Origin of the sequence: Rhodococcus artemisiae (genome assembly GCF_036327795.1) — a bacterium.
GTDB lineage: Bacteria > Actinomycetota > Actinomycetes > Mycobacteriales > Mycobacteriaceae > Rhodococcus > Rhodococcus artemisiae.
On the sequence record NZ_JAUTXY010000008.1, the window covers coordinates 241,399 to 262,543 of the forward strand.

Below are 21,145 nucleotides of genomic sequence, written 5' to 3' on the forward strand. Positions count from 1 at the left end.
GATGTGCTCCGCAGGTCGGTGCGCAGGTCGGTCGTCGTCCGACGGTGAGAGGAAGGTTGGGGTTTGGACTCGCTGGGTATCGGCGGCTCGGAAACGAAGAGGACGAGTGCGGCAGCGGTGCCGCCCGGTGCGTTTCCCCTCTCGCCGGCACAGCTGGGTATGTGGTTCGCCCAGCACGTCGACCCGACGGTGCCAGCCAACATCGCCCAGTACGTCGAACTCGACGGTCATCTCGATCTCGACATACTTCGTGAATCCAGTGCCCGCGCGGCTCTCGAAACGGGGTCCGGGTTCCTCCGCTTCATCGAGGTGGACGCGCATCCCTATCAGCTTGTCGACCCCACGCTGGAGGCCCCGCTCGGATACGTGGATCTGCGCGAGGAGGACGACCCGCGCCAGGCCGCACTGGAGTGGATGCGCGAAGACCGAAGCCGGCCCGTGGACGTCCTCCGCGATCGGCTCATCGCCGCGACGGTGCTCCGCATCGGTGAGTCCCGCTACTTCTGGTACAACCGCGTCCACCATCTCGCACTCGACGGATTCGCCGCGGCAACGTTCATGACCCGCATTGCGGAGCTGTACACCGCGGCAGTGGAAGGGGTCGAACCCAGCCCGAACCGCGCGTCGGACCTGCGCAAGGTCTATGACGTCGAGATGGACTACCGCGACTCGAAACGGTTTGCCGACGATCGCGAGTACTGGGCGGGACAGATCGAGGGCATCGAGGAACCGTCGAGCCTGGCCGACCGCACGGCAGCGCCCGCGCCCGTCAGCCGCATCGACAGCGCTGCGCTGACCGACGACACCGAACACCACGTCGACCTGCTCGCCGAGCGTGAGGGAGCGAGTCTCGCGACGGCCGTCGTGGCTGCCTTCGCCGCGTACGTCGCGCAGATGACCGGGCGCACCGACGTCGTACTGAGCCTGCCCGTCGCCGCGCGGACGAACGCGGTGCTGCGTCGCTCCGGAAGCATGGTCTCGAACGTCGTGCCACTGCGCCTGGACGTCACCGACGACACCACCGTCCACGACCTGGTCGCCGCAGCGGGGTCCGCAGTGTCCGGAGCCCTGCGGCATCAGCGTTACCGGCATGAGGACATCGTCCGAGACCGCGACACGTCGGCCGGAGCACAGTCCACGTTCTTCGGGCCGTGGGTCAACATCATGCTGTTCGAGAACGAGATTCGCCTCGGCGACATGGTCGGGCACATCAACATCCTGTCGACCGGTCTCATCGAAGACCTCGGTGTCAACGTCTACAAGAGCGGCGGCACCCGCGTCCACATCGACTTCGAGTCCAATCCCAACCTCTACGCGGCAGAACAAGCACGTGCCAACCACGCGCGATTCGTCGAGTTCTTCGACCGTTTCGTCGCGTCCGGCGCCGATCGGCTCGTCTGGGACATCCCGCTCGCCGGAAACGCCGAACTCGACCGCGTCGTGGTCGATTGGAACCGCACCGATCACCCCGTCGAGGGGCGCACTCTGCTCGCCGATTTCCGGGCTCAGGCCGCCGCGACACCCCGCGCGACGGCACTGGTCTACGAGGGTGAATCGCTGACCTACGGCGAGTTCGCATCGAGGATCAACTCCCTCGCCCGCGAGCTCGTCGACCGCGGTGTCGGCCCCGAATCGCTGGTCGGGCTGTGTGTCCGCCGCTCCTTCGAACTCCTCGTCGGCATGTACGCGATCCTCGAGGCCGGCGGTGCCTGGGTTCCGCTCGACCCGGACCACCCGGCCGACCGCACCGAATACATCCTCGACACCGCGAAACCGGTCACGGTGCTCACCACCTCGCGCGACCGCGGCGAGCTCCCCGACGCCGCACCGATCGTCGAGATCGACACGTTCGACCACTCCTCGCGCGACGGTGGCCCGCTCACCGACTCGGAGCGTCGCGGTCCCGTGCGGGCCGACACCACCGCGTACGTGATCTTCACGTCCGGGTCCACGGGCCGCCCCAAGGGCGTCGCGGTCGCCCACGCTGCGATCGACAATCAGATCCAGTGGATGAACGACCAGTACGACGTGGCATCCACCGATGTGTACCTGCAGAAGACCGCCACCACGTTCGACGTGTCGCTGTGGGGTTTCTTCATGCCGTTGCGCGTGGGCGCGACCCTCGTGATCGCAACCCCGGACGGGCATCGGGACCCGGTCTACGTCGCGAACAAGATCGCCGAGCATCGGGTGACGCTCACCGACTTCGTGCCGTCGATGCTCACCGTGTTCGTGGCCAACGCACCCGAGGGGAGCTGCGACAGTCTGCGCGACGTCTTCGTCATCGGCGAAGCGCTGCCCTCCGAGACGGCCGCCGACTTCGCGCAGCTGTGCTCCGCAGGCCTGCACAACCTCTACGGCCCCACCGAGGCCGCGGTGTCGATCACCTACCACCGCGCCGGGCCGGGCGACGTGCACAGCGTCCCGATCGGCGTCCCGCAGTGGAACAGCCGCGCCTACGTGCTCGACCGCCGCCTCCGCCCCGTCCCGGTGGGACGCCCGGGAGAGCTCTATCTCGCCGGCGTCCAGCTCGCCCGCGGATACCTCGACCGGCCCGACCTGACCTCCGATCGGTTCCTTGCCGACCCGTTCGGTGCGCCGGGCGAGCGGATGTACCGCACAGGCGATCTCGTCCGCTGGGTGTCACCCGACGGCTACCACGGCATCCTCGACTACATCGGGCGCACCGACTTCCAGGTGAAGTTCCGCGGCCAGCGCATCGAACTCGGTGAGATCGAAGCAGTACTGCTCTCGCACGACGCCGTCTCACAGACCGTCGTGCTCGTGGTTCAGACCCCCACCGGCGATCAACTGGTCGGCTACGTCGTGCCCGCCCCGGCAGCGACGATCGATGTCTCGGATCTGGCGGATCACGCCGAGCGTGCGTTGCCGTCGTACATGGTCCCGGCATCGCTGATGGTGCTCGAGGAACTTCCGCTCAACACCAGTGGCAAGCTCGATCGCAAGGCGCTGCCGCAGCCGGTCTTCAGTAGTACCCGCACCTTCCGTGAACCCCGTACCCCGGCGGAACGGGCGGTGTCCGCCGCGTTCGGTGAGGTTCTCGGCGTCGAACGGGTGGGCCTCGACGACGACTTCTTCGAGCTGGGCGGCAATTCACTCGTGGCCACCCAGGTCGTCTCCCGAATCGGTGCCGCGCTCGACACCCAGATTCCGGTGCGTGCGTTGTTCGAGGCATCCACCGTGGTGGGTCTCGCCACCCGGGTGGCAAAGCAGATCGGATCGGGTGCGCGGAGCGCGTTGGTGGCGCGACCTCGGCCCGACGTGCTGCCACTGTCGACCGCGCAGCAGCGCATCTGGTTCATCAACCGGTTCGACACCACGACCGCGGCGTACAACCTGCCGTTCACCGTTCGCCTCACCGGCGAAGTCGACCCGCGGGCGCTGTCCGACGGATTCGCCGACGTGGTGGACCGGCACGAGACGCTACGGACCGTCTACCCCGAGGTCGACGGTGAACCCCGCCAGGTCATCCTGCCGACCGGGCAGGTCACCTCGGTCCTCGAGCCCATCGACGTCGACGAAGCCGGACTTCGGGCCGCTGTCGTGGCGATGGCCGGCGACGGATTCGACGTCACGACCGACGTTCCGTTCCGGGTGGCACTGTATCGGCTCGTCCCTGACATCGGTGCCGAGTCGGTGCCGCCGGCCACGTATGTGCTCGCAATGGTGTTGCACCACATCGCGTCCGACGGATCATCGTTCGGTCCATTCGCTCGCGACGTCGTCACCGCGTACTCGGCGCGGGCAGATGGACACGCGCCGCAGTGGGCGCCGCTGCCGATCCAGTACGCCGATTACGCGGTGTGGCAACGCTCCGCACTCGGCGTCGAATCCGATTCGGAATCCGTTGCTGCGCAGCAGATCGCCTATTGGGTCGAGGAGCTCGACGGGCTCCCCGATCAGCTCGACCTGCCATCCGATCGGCCGCGCCCCGCGGTCGCCAGCTACGGCGGATGCAAGCACCGGTTCGACATCGACGCCGAAACTCACCGGCGCCTGGTCGATCTCGCTCGCACACACCACGCATCGCTGTTCATGGTCGTGCACGCCGCGTACGCAGTGCTGCTGTCACGACTGAGCGGGTCCAGCGACATCGCGATCGGGACCGCTGTCGCGGGCCGCGGCGAGAAGGAACTCGACGACCTGATCGGTATGTTCGTCAACACCCTCGTGTTGCGCAGCCGGATCGACCCGGGCGCCTCGTTCGCGGAATTCCTCGGTGACGTCCGCGGAACGGACCTGACCGCGTTCTCGAACGCCGATGTGCCGTTCGAGCGGCTCGTCGAGGTACTGAACCCCACTCGCTCGACCGCGCGGCACCCGCTGTTCCAGGCGGCGTTGTCGCTCGAGCCGGCGCACGCGCGCGACGTGTCGTTCGCGGGCGTCCACGCGGTGGGCACCGAGCTCGACATGCCGATCTCGAAGTTCGACATCCAGCTCTGGGTCACCGAGCAGCTCGACGACGGACGCCCGGCAGGGCTCGGCGCGGTCTTCGAGTTCGCCACCGACCTGTTCGACGAGGCCACCGTCGCCGCGTTCGGTGAACGATTCGTGCGCATTCTCGATGGTGTCGTCACCGACCCCACGACCCCCGTCGGCGACCTCGAGATCCTCTCTCCCGGCGAGGTCGATCGCCTGGTTGCGAACCAGGGCTCCGTCGTCACCGAGCACGTCACACTCGTCGAGCTCCTCGTCGAGGGTGCCCGCCTTCACCCCGACCGCATCGCGGTGCGCGACGGCGACACGACGATCACCTACCGTGAGCTCGACGACATGTCGAATCGGATCGCCCGCTATCTCATCGGGATAGGAGCCGGTCCGGAAGAAATTGTGGCGCTGGCGTTTCCGCGTTCCTGGGAAATGGTCCTCGGCGTCTGGTCGGTGGCCAAGACCGGTGCGGCGTACCTACCGGTCGACCCCGAGCATCCGGCCGAGCGCATCGCCCACATGCTCGGCGATTCGGGCGCACTGGCCGGCCTGACGACAGCGGAGCGAACCGGCACCCTCCCGGCCGTCGTCGATTGGATCGACCTCGGCGATGATGGATTCGTCGCGGAGTGCGCGGCGCTCTCGAGTGATCCGATCGACGACGCCGACCGGATTCGCACGCTCCGCCCGGACCACACCGCCTACGTCATCTACACCTCGGGTTCGACCGGCCGGCCGAAGGGCGTGGCCGTCACACATACCGGCCTGGCCGGACTCGTCCGTGAGTCCGTCGAACTCTACGAGGTCACCGAGGATTCGCGGATCCTCCACATCTGTTCGCCGAGTTTCGACCCGTCGGTGCTCGACTGGACACTCGCGGGGTCGACAGGTGCCGAGCTCGTCGTCACTCCGCCCTCGATCTACGGCGGTGCAGAGCTGCGCGCACTCATCGCGGCCACGAAGGTCACCCATGCGGTCATCACCCCGGCAGTGCTCGGATCGGTCGATCCCACCGGCCTGGATTCGCTCCGGACGCTCAACGTCGGTGGCGACGCCTCCACGACCGATCTCGTCGCCCGGTGGGCACCGGGCCGCCGTTTCTTCAACGCGTACGGACCGACCGAGACGACGATCGTGTCGACCCGGGCCGAGCTGTCGGTCGACGGCCGGATCACCGTGGGTACCCCTGTCGCCGGTGTGGTCGCACTCGTGCTCGACCGACGTCTGCGACCGGTACCGGCGGGGGTGTCCGGCGAGCTGTATCTTGCCGGCGATGCTCTCGCCCGCGGCTATCACCGTCGGGGGCCGCTCACCGCGGATCGTTTCGTTGCGAACCCGTTCGGCGGCCCTGGCGACCGCATGTACCGCACCGGCGACCTCGTCCGCTGGAACGACGACGATCGGCTGGTCTTCACCGGCCGATCCGATTTCCAGGTCAAGGTCCGCGGTTACCGCATCGAGCTCGGTGAGATCGACGCGGCATTGCTGACCCACGACCTCGTGGACTTCGCAGCCACCATCGGTCACGAAATGCCTTCGGGTCAAACGGCTCTCGTGTCGTACGTGCACGCCCTTCCCGGTGTCGGAACCACAGACATCGATACCGCAGATCTCGCACGCCACGTGGGTCTGTCGTTGCCCTCGTACATGGTTCCGTCGCAGATCATCGTTCTCGACGACGTACCCCTCACCCCGATCGGGAAGCTCGACCGGCGTGCACTGCCGGAACCCGAACTCGTGATCACCTACCGCGAGTTCCGCGCGCCGACCACGCCGATCGAAGAGACCGTGGCAACGGTGTTCGCCGACGTTCTCGCGCTGCAGGTCGTCGGCCTCGACGACGACTTCTTCGAGCTCGGCGGCAACTCCCTGCTCGCGACGCAGGTGGTCTCCCGGCTCGGTGTCGCGCTCGACGCCCAGGTCCCCGTGCGGGCGCTGTTCGAGTCCACCACCGTCGCTGCGCTCGCCGTGCGGGTCGAGCAGGAGGCAGGTCGCGGTGCACGCATCGCGCTGTCGAAGATGCCTCGGCCCGAACGGGTTCCGCTCTCGCTCGCACAGCAGCGCATGTGGTTCCTCAATCGATTCGATACGCAGTCGGCGACCTACAATCTGCCGATGGCGCTGCGGCTTCGCGGCAACCTCGACGTCGCCGCCCTGCAGGTGTCGATCATGGACGTCATCGATCGCCACGAATCGTTGCGCACCGTCTTCCCGGACTCGCCCGAGGGGCCGCACCAGGTGATTCGGGCCGCGGCCGAGGTCGTTCCCGACCTGACCCCGACCGTGATCGCAGCAGACGAGTTGCCCGAGGCGGTCCGTCGACTCGCCTCCGCCGGCCTCGATGTGACCTCCGACGTCCCGATCCGCGCCGAGCTGTTCGAACTCGGCGACGCAGAACATGTGCTCGTCGTGGTGGTGCACCATATTTCGGCCGACGGCTGGTCGATCGGCCCGATGGCGCGCGACATCATGGTGGCCTATACCGCGCGGACAGACTGGGAAGAGCCGTCGTGGGCGCCGTTGCCCGTCCAGTACACCGATTACACGCTGTGGCAGCGACAGATCCTCGGCTCCGAGGACGACGAACAATCGCTGATCTCACGTCAGCTCGACTACTGGCATCGCACCCTGGCGGGGATCCCCGACCAGCTCGACCTTCCTGCGGACCGGCCGAGGCCGAGCCAGCAGTCGTACGCCGGCGCGACAGTGGAGTTCCGAATCGACCCCGAATTGCACCGGGGGCTGGTCGATCTCGCCCGCACTCGTAACGCGTCGCTGTTCATGGTCGTGCACGCGGCGCTGTCGGTGATGCTGTCGCGCCTGTCCGGACAGGACGACATCGCGATCGGCACGCCCGTGGCCGGCCGCGGCGAGCAGGCACTCGACGATCTGATCGGCATGTTCGTCAACACGCTCGTGTTGCGCACCGAGGTCGACGCAGCCGACGAGTTCACCGGCCATCTGGCCCGGGCCCGTGACAGCGCACTCGGTGCGTTCGGGCACGCGGATGTGCCGTTCGAGCGTCTCGTCGAGGTGCTGAATCCGGAGCGCTCGACGGCGCGGCACCCGTTGTTCCAGGTGATGCTGTCGTTCGAGAACCTCCGGGCCTCGCGCATCGATCTGCGCGGATTGACTCTCGACGTCGTCGACATCGACTCGGCCGTCGCCAAGTTCGACCTGCAGCTGACCCTCACCGAGGCATTCGACGGCGACGGTGTACCCAACGGACTCGGAGCTGCATTCACGTACGCGACCGACCTGTTCGACGCCGCAACCGCGCATGGTTTCGCCGACCGTTTCGTGCGTGTGCTCGAGGCTGTCGTGGCGGATCCGTCTGTGCGGGTCGGTGATATCGATCTGCTCGATGGTGATGAGCGGTCTGTGGTGTTGGAGCGGTGGAACGACACGGGGCATGCGGTCGAGTCGTCGTTGACGTTGGTGGATTTGTTCGAGGCGCAGGTGCGTCGGACGCCGGATGCGGTGGCGGTCGAGTTCGAGGGTCGGTCGTTGACGTTTGCGGAGTTCGATTCTCGTGTGAATCGGGTTGCGCGTTATTTGGTTTCGGTGGGTGTGGGGCCGGAGTCGACGGTGGGTCTGGCGGTGCGTCGGTCGTTGGATCTGTTGGTGGGGATGTATGCGATTGTTCGGGCCGGTGGTGCGTATGTGCCGTTGGATCCGGATCAGCCGGTTGATCGTAATGGGTACATTTTGCGGACTGCTGCTCCTGTGGTGGTGGTGACGACTGCTCGTGATGGGTTTGTTGCCGAGGGTGTGTCGGTGCCGGTGGTGGAGCTCGACTCGTTGGATGTGTCGGGGTTGTCGGATGCGGTGTTGTCGGATGTGGATCGTGTTTCGCCGTTGCGGTCGTCGAATGTTGCGTATGTGTTGTTCACGTCGGGGTCGACGGGTCGGCCGAAGGGTGTAGCGGTCTCGCACGCCTCGATCGTGAACCGCCTCCTGTGGATGCAGGACCGGTACCGGCTCGACGCCGACGACGTCGTGCTGCAGAAGACGCCGTTCACGTTCGACGTGTCGGTGTGGGAGTTCTTCTGGCCGCTGCAGGTGGGCGCCCGCCTCGTGATCGCCGCCCCCGACGGCCATCGCGACCCGGATTACCTTGTGCGGACGATGATCGAGAACTCGGTGTCGGTTGCTCATTTCGTGCCGTCGATGCTCGCCGTGTTCGTGGCGGCCTCCGGGGTCGAGGAGGTGTCGGCACTACGGGCCGTGTTCGCCTCCGGCGAGGCGCTCTCGGCGACGGTCGCGGATCGCCTGCGCACGGCACTGCCCCAAGTGCGTCTGCACAACCTGTACGGACCCACCGAGGCTGCGGTCGATGTGACCTACCACGAGGTCACCAGGGCCGACTCGGTGTCCGTCCCGATCGGTGTCCCGGTGTGGAACACCGGTGTCTACGTTCTCGACGGCCGGCTCAGGCCGGTCCCTGTGGGTGTCGCGGGCGAGCTGTACCTGTCGGGCGTGCAATTGGCGCGGGGATACGTGACACGCCCGGACCTCACCGCAGAGCGGTTCGTCGCCTCGCCGTACGCAGCGGGCGAGCGCCTCTACCGAACCGGCGACCTCGTCAAGTGGGGCCGGCGTTCCGGCGAGCTCGAATATATCGGCCGTACCGACTTCCAGGTCAAGCTGCGAGGCCTGCGGATCGAGCTCGGCGAGATCGAAGCCGCCCTCCTCGAAGCCGCCGATGTCTCCCACGCCGTCGTCCTGGTGCGATCGGATCCGCGTTCGGGTGAGCAGCTCGTCGCCTATCTCGTCGGACATCCCGGGGCCGCGCTCGACACGGCAGCGATCTCACGTGTTCTCTCGACCCGACTGCCCGCCTACATGGTCCCCACTGCGTACGTCGTGCTCGAGCGGCTGCCGCTGAGCCCGGCGGGCAAGCTGGACCGTAGAGCGCTGCCGGAACCCGTGTTCGAGGTCAAGGAGTTCCGGGCACCGACCACACCCATCGAGCAGATCGTGGCGTCGGTCATCGCCGACGTCCTCGGTCTCGACCGGGTCGGGCTCGACGACGACTTCTTCGCGCTCGGCGGCAACTCGCTGATCGCGACCCAGGTGGTGTCTCGGATCGGCGAGGCGGTCGGTCATCGCCTGCCGCTGCGAATGATCTTCGAGGCGTCGACTGTCGAATCGCTCGCTGTTGCGGCCGAGTCCAGTTCGGTCGAGACGGACCGGATCCCCCTGGTCGCACAGGATCGCCCGGCCCGGGTGCCCCTGTCGCTGGCGCAGCAGCGGATGTGGTTCCTCAACCGTTTCGACCCGGACTCGTCGGTGAACAACATCCCGGTTGCAGTGCGGTTGTCGGGCAAGCTCGACGTCGCGGCACTCGAAGAGGCACTGCGGGACGTCGTCGCGCGGCACGAATCGCTGCGCACCATCTACCCGGACGTCGACGGCTACGGATACCAGAAGATCCTCGCCCCGGTCGACGTCGCGATCGCGCTGGAGAGTATTCCCACAACCGAGGCGGACGTCCCCGCGGCGCTGCGCGAGCTCGCCGGCACCGCGTTCGACGTGGCGCACGAAGTTCCGCTCGCCGTCTGCCTGCTCGAGCTCGCATCCGACGAGCACCTGCTGGTGGCGGTCCTGCACCATATCGCCGCGGACGGGTTCTCGATGGTCCCGCTCACCCGCGACATCATGATCGCCTACGCGGCACGCTCGACCGGCGACGATCCGGCGTGGGAACCGCTCGAGGTTCAGTACGCCGACTACACGCTGTGGCAGCGCGACGTCCTCGGTTCCGAAGACGATCCCGATTCACTGGTCTCCCAGCAGATCCGGTACTGGATCGACGCGCTCGACGGAGTACCTGCGAGCCTCGAACTGCCCACCGACAGGCCCCGCCCGGCGGTGGCCACCAATGCCGGGGCAGTGCATCGATTCGAGATCAGCGCCGACCTGCGTACCGCGATCGATCGGCTGTCGCACGAACAGCGCACCACAGAATTCATGGTGGTCCACACCGCCCTCGCGGTGCTCCTCGCACGGCTCGGCGCGTCCGACGACATCACGATCGGCACCCCGGTCGCCGGTCGCGGTGAGCGTACCCTCGACGGCCTGATCGGGATGTTCGTGAACACTCTCGTGCTGCGCACGAATGTCGATTCCGCGAAGACGTTCGGCGAACTGCTCGCCCACGTACGTGAATCCGATCTCGGCGCCTTCGCGCATGCAGAGATCCCGTTCGAGCGGCTCGTCGATGTACTCGCGCCCGTCCGCAGCCAGGCCCACAACCCACTGTTCCAGGTGATGCTCGCATTCCAGAACGTCGGCCAGGTGTCGCTCGAACTGCCGGGCATGACCGTGTCCAACATCCCACTCGACAGCGGTATGTCGAAGTTCGATCTCGTGGTGACGGTTCTCGACGCTCCGCTCCACGACACCGCAGACGGCGGCTATTCGGTCGAATTCTCCTACGCCACAGACCTATTCGATGCTTCGACCATCGCGGGGATGGGCGAGAAGTTCGTCTCGTTGCTCGAGGCGATCACGAGCACCCCGGCATTGCCGGTCGGCGACCTTCCGCTGCTCACGGGCAGCGAACTCGCCGCGGTCGAGTCGGCGTCCCGAGGATCCGAGCGCAGCATCGACCCCGCGATCACGCTGCCCGACCTGCTCGACCGCCAGGTGGAACGCACCCCGGATGCTCGCGCACTGATCCCGGGTACCGACGCGCTCGGTACACCACGGACGTACCGGGAATTCGGACGCGACGTCTACCGGCTCGCCCGTTACCTCGTCCACCGCGGCGTCGGGCCCGACACCCGCGTGGGTGTCGCACTGACCCGGTCCGTCGATATGGTCGTCGCCGTACACGCGGTGATGGCCGCCGGCGGTGCGTACGTGCCGGTCGATCCCGACCAGCCCTCCGAACGCATCGAGTTCATTCTCGAATCCTCGGCGCCGTCGCTGCTCCTGACTGCCGGGTCTGCTGCATCCGTGCCGTCGGGAACCTCGGTCACCACATGTGACCTCGACGCACTCGACCTGTCGGGATTCGACGACAGGCCTCTCACCGACGCCGACCGCACCGCACCGTTGCGCGACGAGAACCTCGCGTACGTGCTGTACACGTCCGGATCGACCGGACGGCCCAAGGGCGTCGGCGTGACCCACGGCTCCGTCGTCAACCAGATGCTGTGGATGCAGGATCGATTCGCGTTCACGGAGACCGACGCAGTCCTGCTCAAGACGCCCGTGACGTTCGACGCATCGGTGTGGGAGATCTTCCTGCCGCTGCAGACCGGTGCGTCCATCGTCGTAGGGTCCCCGGATCTCCATCGCGATCCCGCTCGACTGGCAGCGGAGATCGGGAGAACCCCCACCACCGTGGTGCAGTTCGTCCCCACCGTCTTCGACGCGGTCCTCGAGCATCTCGAGGAGGCCGCGGCTGCATCGCTCACCCATGTGTTCTGTGGTGGCGAGGCGCTCGCCGCCTCCAGCGCAGCCCGCTTCGCCGCACTCGGCGATGCTCCCGTGCACAACGTGTACGGTCCGACCGAAGCGACGGTGCAGACCGTGTACCGCACCGCTGAGACGGACGACGATCGGGTCGTGCCGATCGGCCGCCCTGTCTGGAACACCGACGTGCTCGTGCTCGACTCGCGGCTGCGCTCGGTTCCCATCGGAGTGTCGGGAGAGCTCTATCTCACGGGTGCCCAGCTCGCCCGCGGCTACCATGGCCGAGCGGATCTGACCGCGGAGCGATTCGTCGCGGATCCGCGCTCGACGACCGGTGCGCGCATGTACCGGACCGGCGACCTCGTGAGATGGACCCCGGCGACGTCCGGCCGGTCCGACGCGACGCTCGAGCTCGAATACCTCGGCCGCACGGACCACCAGGTCAAACTTCGTGGCCTCCGGATCGAGCTCGGCGAAATCGAGTCGGCTCTCGTGGAGGTGAGCGGGGTCAGGCAGGCCGTTGCGATCGTCCGCGACGACCCGGGCGCCGGCGCGCAGCTCGTGGCGTACGTGGTGCCCACGTCCGGAAACACCCTCGACCCACTCGACATCAAGGCCGAACTCGCACAGGTGCTGCCGTCGTACATGGTCCCGTCGGCGATCGTCACCCTCGACGCGTTCCCCCTCAATGCCAGCGGGAAGGTCGATCGAAATGCGTTGCCGGTTCCGACCTTCGAGGTCCGCGAGTTCATGCCACCGCGCACTCCGGTCGAGGAGATCGTCGCGGGCGTCTTCGCGCAGGTTCTCGGGATTCCGCGAGCGGGCCGCGACGACGACTTCTTCGCCCTCGGCGGCAATTCGCTCGTGGCGACGCAGGTCGTCGCTCGTCTCGGCGACGCACTCGGCACCCGGATTCCCGTGCGCGCACTCTTCGACGCCCCCACCGTCGAAGCGCTGGCGGTACGCGTCGAGCAGGCCACCGGAACCGGAACCCGGCCGCAGCTCACACGTCGCGCGCGCCCGGAGCGGATTCCGCTGTCACCTGCCCAGCAGCGCATGTGGTTCCTCAACCGCTTCGACGCCGCATCTGCGGTGAACAACATTCCGGTCGGTGTCAGATTGACCGGGACACTCGATGTGGCGGCGTTGGCCGCCGCGCTCGGCGATGTCGTCGAACGTCACGAGTCGCTCCGCACGATCTACCCGGACATCGACGGTGTGGGATACCAGTCCGTACTCACCTCGCATGCGGTCGAGTTGACCACCGAGAGCGTCGACGAGGCGTCGCTGATCGTGCGTGCGGAGCAACTCACCGAGAAGGGATTCGACGTGACCGTCGAGGTCCCGATGCGGGTGGTGCTCTTCGAACTCGGCACACGCGAACACGTGCTGTTCCTCGTGGTGCACCACATCGCATCCGACGGATTCTCGCTGCGTCCGCTCGCGCGCGACATCATGGTCGCCTACGCGGCGCGGACACACGGCGAGCCGCCGGTCTGGTCGCCGCTCGCTGTCCAGTACACCGACTACTCCCTGTGGCAACGCGACGTGCTCGGATCCGAGGACGATCCCGAGTCGGTGCTCGCGGAGCAGATCGGATACTGGACCTCCCAGCTCGCCGGGATTCCGGATCAGCTGGATCTTCCGTCCGACCGGCTGCGCCCCGAGACCGCGACCGGCGAAGGCCGGACCAGCAGTTTCCGGATCGACCCCACGCTGCACGCACGCCTGCATACGCTGGCGCGCGAACACAACACGTCGTTGTTCATGGTGATTCACGCTGCTCTGAGCGTGCTGCTGTCGAGGCTGTCGGACACCGACGATGTCGCGATCGGCACTCCGATCGCCGGTCGCGGCGAGGCAGCACTCGACGACCTCATCGGCATGTTCGTCAACACCCTGGTGCTGCGCACCACGTTCGACAACGATGTGCCGTTCGAGCAGTTGCTCGCTCAGGTCCGCGAGACCGACCTCGATGCCTTCGCTCACGCCGACGTCCCGTTCGAGCGACTCGTCGAGATCATCGATCCCGAACGGTCACAGGCGCGACATCCCCTGTTCCAGGTGGCTTTGACGTTCCAGAACACCGGCGCCGTGGACTTCGAACTCGACGGGATCACCGCGAGTGCACTCGAATACGAAGCTCCCACAGCAAAGTTCGATCTGCAGTTCACCTTCGCCGATATCGTCGACTCAGGGTCGATCGGTGCCGGGGGCGGCGCCGGCGGTATGGATTTCGCGATCACCTACGCCACCGACCTGTTCGACGATCTGCGTGTCGCGGCGTTCGCAGAGCAGTTGCTGCGGATCCTTCGCGCGGTGGTGGAGAATCCGACGGTCGTGGTCGGCGACATCGGGATTCTCGACGACTTCGAGCGCGAGCTCGTCGTGTCGCGGTGGAACTCGCTGGGTGACGACGTGGCGCCGGCGGACGCGACGCTGGTGGACATGTTCGAGGCGCAGGTTGCTGCACGCGGTGATGCCGTGGCAGTGAAATTCGGCGACGACGCGGTGTCCTACCGTGAACTCGGCTCGCGGGTGCGGCGTCTGGCGCGGCACCTGATCGACGTCGGTGTGGGGCCGGAATCGCTGGTGGCGGTGACGCTGCCACGATCGGTGGATCTGGTGGTGGCGCTGCTCGCTGTGCTCGAGGCGGGCGGCGGATACCTGCCGGTCGACCCGAACTCGCCTACCGAGCGCATCGAGTTCCTGGTGTCGGATGCGCAGCCGGTCGCGGTCGTGACGCACTCGGACGAGGACGTGTCGTTCCCGAGTGGTATTCCGGTGATCGAACTCGACCGGGTCGATCTTTCCACTGTGGACGACGCACCGATCATCGATGCGGAGCGTCTCGGGACTCTTGCTTCGACGAACCTTGCGTATGTGATCTACACGTCGGGTTCGACGGGCCGGCCGAAGGGCGTGTTGATTCCGCATCGCAACGCGGTGCGGTTGATGGTCAACACCGAATCGGTGTACGGGTTCGGTTCCTCGGATGTGTGGACGATGTTCCACAGTTACGCGTTCGACTTCTCGGTGTGGGAGCTGTGGGGTCCGCTGTTGTACGGCGGGACTCTGGTGATCGTCGACTACTTCACGTCCAGGTCGCCGGAAGCGTTCCGGGAGTTGCTGGTTCGAGACCAGGTGACGGTGCTGAACCAGACGCCGTCGGCGTTCTACCAACTGGCTGAGGCCGATCGTGTGGCGTCCGGCGGTGCGCAGTTGGCGCTGCGGTATGTGATCTTCGGTGGTGAGGCGCTCGAGCCGCGCCGTCTCGCGGGGTGGTTCGAGCGGCACGGCGATGCCGGGCAAGCGCAGCGACGGGGAAGTGGCACTGCGCCGCGCCTCGTGAACATGTACGGGATCACCGAGACGACGGTGCATGTGTCGTATCGGGAGATCGGCGCGGAACTCGCCGAGGCCGGGTCGGCCAGTGTGGTGGGTGTGCCTATCGCGGGTCTGCGCGTGTACGTGCTCGACAGGCGTCTCCAGCCGGTCCCGGTAGGCGTCGCGGGCGAGATGTACGTCGGTGGCGGTCAGCTCGCGCGCGGCTATCTGCGTCGACCCGAGTTGTCGTCGGCGCGGTTCGTGGCCGATCCGTTCTCGGCGGACGGTGCGTTGTTGTACCGCACCGGTGATGTTGCGCGCTGGGTGGTCTCGGGTGATCTCGAGTATCTGGGGCGTGCCGACGACCAGGTCAAGATCCGTGGTTTCCGCATCGAACTCGGTGAGGTCGAGGCGGCGGTGCTGGCGCAGGATCCGGTTGCGCAGGCCGCGGTGATCGTGCGTGAGGATGCGCCGGGTGCTGCGCGGATCGTTGCGTATGTTGTTCCTGTCGAGGGTGTTTCGGTCGACGTTGATGCGCTGCGTGACGGCGTGGGTGCGGTGGTGCCCGAGTACATGGTGCCGTCCGCGTTCATGGTGATCGAGTCGATTCCGCTGACGGTCAACGGCAAGCTGGATCGTCGGGCACTGCCGGAACCGGTGTTCGAGACGCGCGAGTTCCGGGCGCCGTCCACTCCGATCGAGGAGATCGTGGCGGGTGTGTTCGCCGATGTGCTCGGTACCGAGCGGGTCGGTGCGGACGACGACTTCTTCGCCCTCGGTGGTAACTCGCTGATCGCGACGCAGGTGGTGTCGCGGCTCGGTGCGGCGTTGGACGCGCAGGTTCCGGTGCGCGCGCTGTTCGAGGCGTCGACGGTGTCGGCGTTGGCGGCGCGGGTGGAGCAGGAGTCGGGTCGTGGTGGACGGGTTCCGCTCGAGGCGCGGCAGCGTCCGGTGCGGGTGCCGTTGTCGTTGGCGCAGCAACGGATGTGGTTCCTCAACCGGTTCGATCCGGAATCGACGGCCTACAACATTCCGTTCGCGTTGCGGTTGACCGGCGAACTCGACGCCGCAGCGTTGCAGTCCGCAGTCGCCGACCTGGTGGCGCGGCACGAAACGCTGCGCACCGAGTATCCCGAGACCGGCGACGGTCCCGTGCAGAAGATCCTCCCCGCTTCCCAGATGTCCGTCGATCTCACTCCGATGAACATCGACGGGGGCGACCTCGAGATGCGCCTTCGGGCGATCGCCGCGACGACCTTCGACGTGACGGCCGAAGTGCCGATGCTCATACAGCTGCTGCGAGTGGCCGAGGACGAGCATGTGCTCGCGGTCGTGGTGCACCACATCAGCGCCGACGGCTCGTCGATGGTTCCACTCGTGCGCGATCTCGTCACCGCGTACGCGGCGCACACCTCCGGCACCGATCCGGTGTGGGCGCCGCTGCAGGTGCAGTACGCCGATTACGCCTTGTGGCAGCGCGAGGTACTCGGCTCCGAGGGCGACCCGGAATCGATTGCGGCACAGCAGCTCGGCTACTGGCGAGATACGCTCGCCGATCTGCCCGATCAGTTGGACCTGCCGCTCGACCGTCCTCGGCCGGCGCAGCAGTCCTTCCGCGGTGACCGCATCGAGTTCGTTGTCGGCGCCGATGTGCACGCCGGGCTCAGAGACCTGGCCCGCAGCCACAATGCGACCGTGTTCATGGCCGTGCACGCGGCGTTCGCGGCGCTGCTCGCACGACTGTCCGGAACCTCGGACATTGCGGTGGGCACCCCCATCGCGGGTCGCAACGAACAGGCCGTCGAAGACATCATCGGCATGTTCGTCAACACCCTCGTGCTTCGGCTCGAGGTCGACGCAGGAGCATCGTTCACCGATCTCCTCGCGGCGGCCCGCGAGACGGATCTGCAGGCGTTCGCGCATGCCGACGTGCCGTTCGAGCGACTCGTCGAGGTGCTCAATCCGGAGCGTTCGACGGCCCGTCATCCGCTGTTCCAGGTGGGCTTCTCGTTCCAGAACCAGGCCGGAACGGAGCTGCAACTCCCCGGACTCGCGGTGGCTCCGCTGGATCTCGAGGGCGGAACGGCCCAGTTCGACCTGCACCTGATCGTCGCGGACCGCTATGACGATGCGGGCGCACCCGCCGGCATCGACGCGATCCTGACGTACGCCACCGATCTGTTCGACGCCGACACCGCCAGCGATGTGGCTGCCAGGTTCGAACAACTCCTCGGTGCCGTCCTGCAGGCACCCGCCGCGCCCGTCGGTGATCATGCGGTGCTGCTCCCCGGCGAGCGCGACGACGTGCTCACCACGTGGAACGACACCGATCACGACGTCGACGGTTCTCGCACGCTCGTCGACCTGTTCGACGCGCAGGTCCGACATGACGGCGACGCGGTGGCGCTCGTATACGAGGACGCACAGTGGACGTACACCGAGTTCGATACGGCGGTCAACCGTCTCGCCCGGCACCTGATCGGTCTCGGGGTCGGTCCGGAGGACCGCGTCGCGCTCGCCGTCCGCCGCTCACCCGAGTTGCTGATCGGTATGTACGCGATCGCGAAGACCGGTGCCGCCTACGTGCCCGTCGACCCGGATCAGCCGTCCGAGCGCAACCGGTACATCCTCGGCACCGCCGCACCCACAGCGGTGATCACCACGGCGGCAGACAGGATCGAGCAGCCTGCTGTGCCCGAGGTCGTACTCGACGAGCTCGACCTGTCGGACTACTCCGACGCGCCGATCACCGACCGCGACCGCACGTCGCCGCTACGCGCACACAACACCGCCTACGTGATCTTCACGTCCGGGTCGACCGGTCGCCCGAAGGGCGTCGCAGTGCCGCACGCCGCGATCGTCAACCAGCTCGAGTGGAAACGATCCGCGTTCGATCTCGGGCCGGACGACGCGGTGCTGCTCAAGACCATCGCGACGTTCGACCTGTCGGTGTGGGAGTTCTGGTCCGCCCTGACCTCGGGGGCGCGCCTGGTCGTCGCGACAGCCGACGGTCACCGCGACCCCGACTACCTGCTGACCCTGCTGCGCGAGCAGCACGTGACGACATTGCACACGGTGCCGTCGATGCTGTCGATGCTCATGACCGTCGCGCACGGCGAGGTGTCGCCGTCGTTGCGGCGGGTGCTCGCCATCGGTGAGGCGCTTCCGGCGCCGGTCGCCCAGCAGTTCCGCGCGTCGAACGGTGCGGTCCTGTTCAACCTGTACGGACCGACCGAAGCCGCCGTGTCCGTCACCGTCCACGAGGTGGGCGACGACGACTCCGTCGCGGTACCCATCGGTGTGCCCGAGTGGAACACCGCCGTGTACGTACTCGACGGTCGGCTGCGGCCGGTCCCGCCGGGTGTCGCCGGTGAGCTGTACCTTGCGGGTATCCAGCTCGCCCGCGGCTACCACGACCGCGCCGACCTCACCGCGGACCGGTTCGTCGCCGACCCGTTCGGCCGCGGTCGCATGTACCGCACCGGCGATATCGTGCGCTGGAACCGCGAAGGCAACCTGGAGTATCTCGAGCGCGCCGACTTCCAGATCAAGGTCCGCGGCTACCGCATCGAACTCGGCGAAATCGAAGGGGTGCTCCGCGACCTGGACGCGGTCCGTGACGTCGCGGTGCTCGTCCGCAATGACGCCCACATCGGCGATCGCCTCGTCGCGTACGTCGTGCCGTCGGGCAACGGTGCCGACGGGGTGCCGGCGCACGAGGGCGTCGACGTCGATGCGCTCAGGGTGCGCCTCGCGGCGCGTCTGCCGTCGTACATGGTGCCGTCGGCCTTCGTCGTCCTCGACTCGCTGCCGCTCAACACGAACGGCAAGCTCGACCGCGCGGCACTACCCGAACCGGAACTCGAGGCGGTCGCCTTCCGGTCGCCCACCACACCGGTCGAGGAGATCGTCGCGGCGACCGTGGCGGAACTGCTCGGCATCGAACGAGTCGGTCTGGACGATGACTTCTTCGAACTGGGCGGCAACTCGCTGCTCGCGACGCAGCTGTCCGCCCGGCTCGGTGCGGCCCTCGAGACCCGTGTCGCGGTGCGCACCGTGTTCGAGGCATCGACGATCGTGGCACTCGCGGCGCACATCCAGCCGTCCGTCGGACACGGTGCACGCGCCGCGCTCGTCGCCGGCCCGCGACCCGATCGGGTCCCGCTGTCGCTCGCACAGCAACGCATGTGGACCCTCAACCGGGTCGACCCGGAGTCCGGCGTCTACAACATCCCGGTTGCGGTGCGGCTCACCGGTGCTCTCGACACGGACGTGCTCCGTGCGGCGGTCGCCGACGTCGTCGCCCGGCACGAGGTGCTGCGCACGGTGTACCCGGACACCGAGGACGGCCCGGTCCAGGTCGTGCTGGCTGTCGCGGACGCGACGCCAGATCTCGAACCGATCGCGGTGTCGGCGGGCGATCTCGTCGGACGGCTCACCGAGGTGCTCGGCACCGGGTTCGATGTCACCGCCCAGACCCCGCCCGTGCGGGTCGCGCTGTTCCGGGTCGCCGACACCACCGAGCATGTGCTCGCCGTCGTCGCCCACCACATCAGCGCCGACGGTTATTCGATGCGTCCGCTGATTCGCGACGTGATGGTCGCGTACCTGGCGCGCGTGGAGGGCACGACACCGGACTGGGCTCCGCTCGACGTCCAGTACGCCGATTACACGCTGTGGCAGTCGTCGGTGCTCGGCGACGACGCGGATCCGGACAGCGAACTGGCGCGCCAGCTCGCGTACTGGACCGCCGAGCTCGCCGGTGTACCCGAGGTGCTCGCCCTGCCCACCGACCGGCCGCGTCCGGCGCGACAGTCGACCGACGGCGAGTCGATCACGTTCGCGCTGGGTGAGACACTCGCCCAGCGGGTCGAGAAGACAGCGCGTGATCAGGGCGCCACCGTGTTCATGATGATGCACGCGGCGTTCGCAGTGTTGATGTCGCGACTGTCCGGATCCGAGGACATCACGGTCGGTACCCCGACCGCGGGCCGCGGGGAAGAGGCACTCGACGACCTCGTGGGCATGTTCGTCAACACTCTCGTGTTGCGCACTCGGGTCGCGGGAGGGTCGACGTTCGCCGACCTGCTCGGGCAGGCGAAGGAGAAGGACCTGGCGGCGTTCGGCAACGCCGATGTCCCGTTCGAGCGGCTCGTGGACACATTGGGGGTGCGCCGCACCGGCGCGCACACTCCGCTGTTCCAGGTGATGCTCACTTTCCAGAACATCGACACCGGCACCCTCGAGCTCCCGGGTCTGGTGGTCCAGCCACTCGAGACCGGCGCCGACCAGGCGAAGTTCGACCTCCAGTGCACCGTCGTCGAACGGTTCACCGACGGCGGTTCCCTGGGCGACATGGATGTGACATTCACTTTCGCGACCGCCTTGTTCGACCGCGGCACGATCGAGGTGTTCATCGAACGATTCCGCCGTGTCCTCGACGCCGTGACCGACGACCCGCAGATCGTGCTGCGCTCCATCGACCTGCGCAGCGAGGACGAGCGTGCCCGCGCGGCCCGCCCGCGGAAGGCCCGGACGGTTGCGGACCTGCCGGATCTTGCAGCCCGTGCGGCTGCGGCAGCGCCGGACACCGTCGCGTTCCGCCATGGAGACCGCGACGTCACGTTCGGCGAGTTCGCGCAGCGTCTGGAGACGATGGCCTCGACGACGGGCGGCGCACTCACTGCCGAAGCGCTGGTGTCGGTCGTGCTCAACGGTCTCGTCCCGGGCATGCTGCCGCAACTCGGCGCCGACGGCTTCGCTCGACTGATCCGCGACGTGGTCGCAGCCGCCGAAGCCGTCACCGATGGGGATTAGTCCGCTGCGGACTCGTTCGGGATAATGGAGGATCGACTGTCGTTCGAACACCGGGGGCCGTACCGTCCCCGGTGGAATCGGGCTGCGGCGCGTTCGGTGATACTCCGGGCGTAAGCAATTTCAGGAG

General features: G+C 67.3%; 1 protein-coding gene. It reads left to right on the top strand.

Annotation, left to right across the window (positions count from 1 at the left end; genetic code table 11):
* The first annotated feature begins 63 nt into the window (after positions 1–63).
* The gene (locus tag Q7514_RS18620; RefSeq protein ID WP_330134736.1) at positions 64–21,018 is read left to right on the top strand and encodes a non-ribosomal peptide synthase/polyketide synthase; all 20,955 of its coding nucleotides are present in this window, start codon (positions 64–66) and stop codon (positions 21,016–21,018) included.
* Positions 21,019–21,145: the final 127 nt, after the last annotated feature.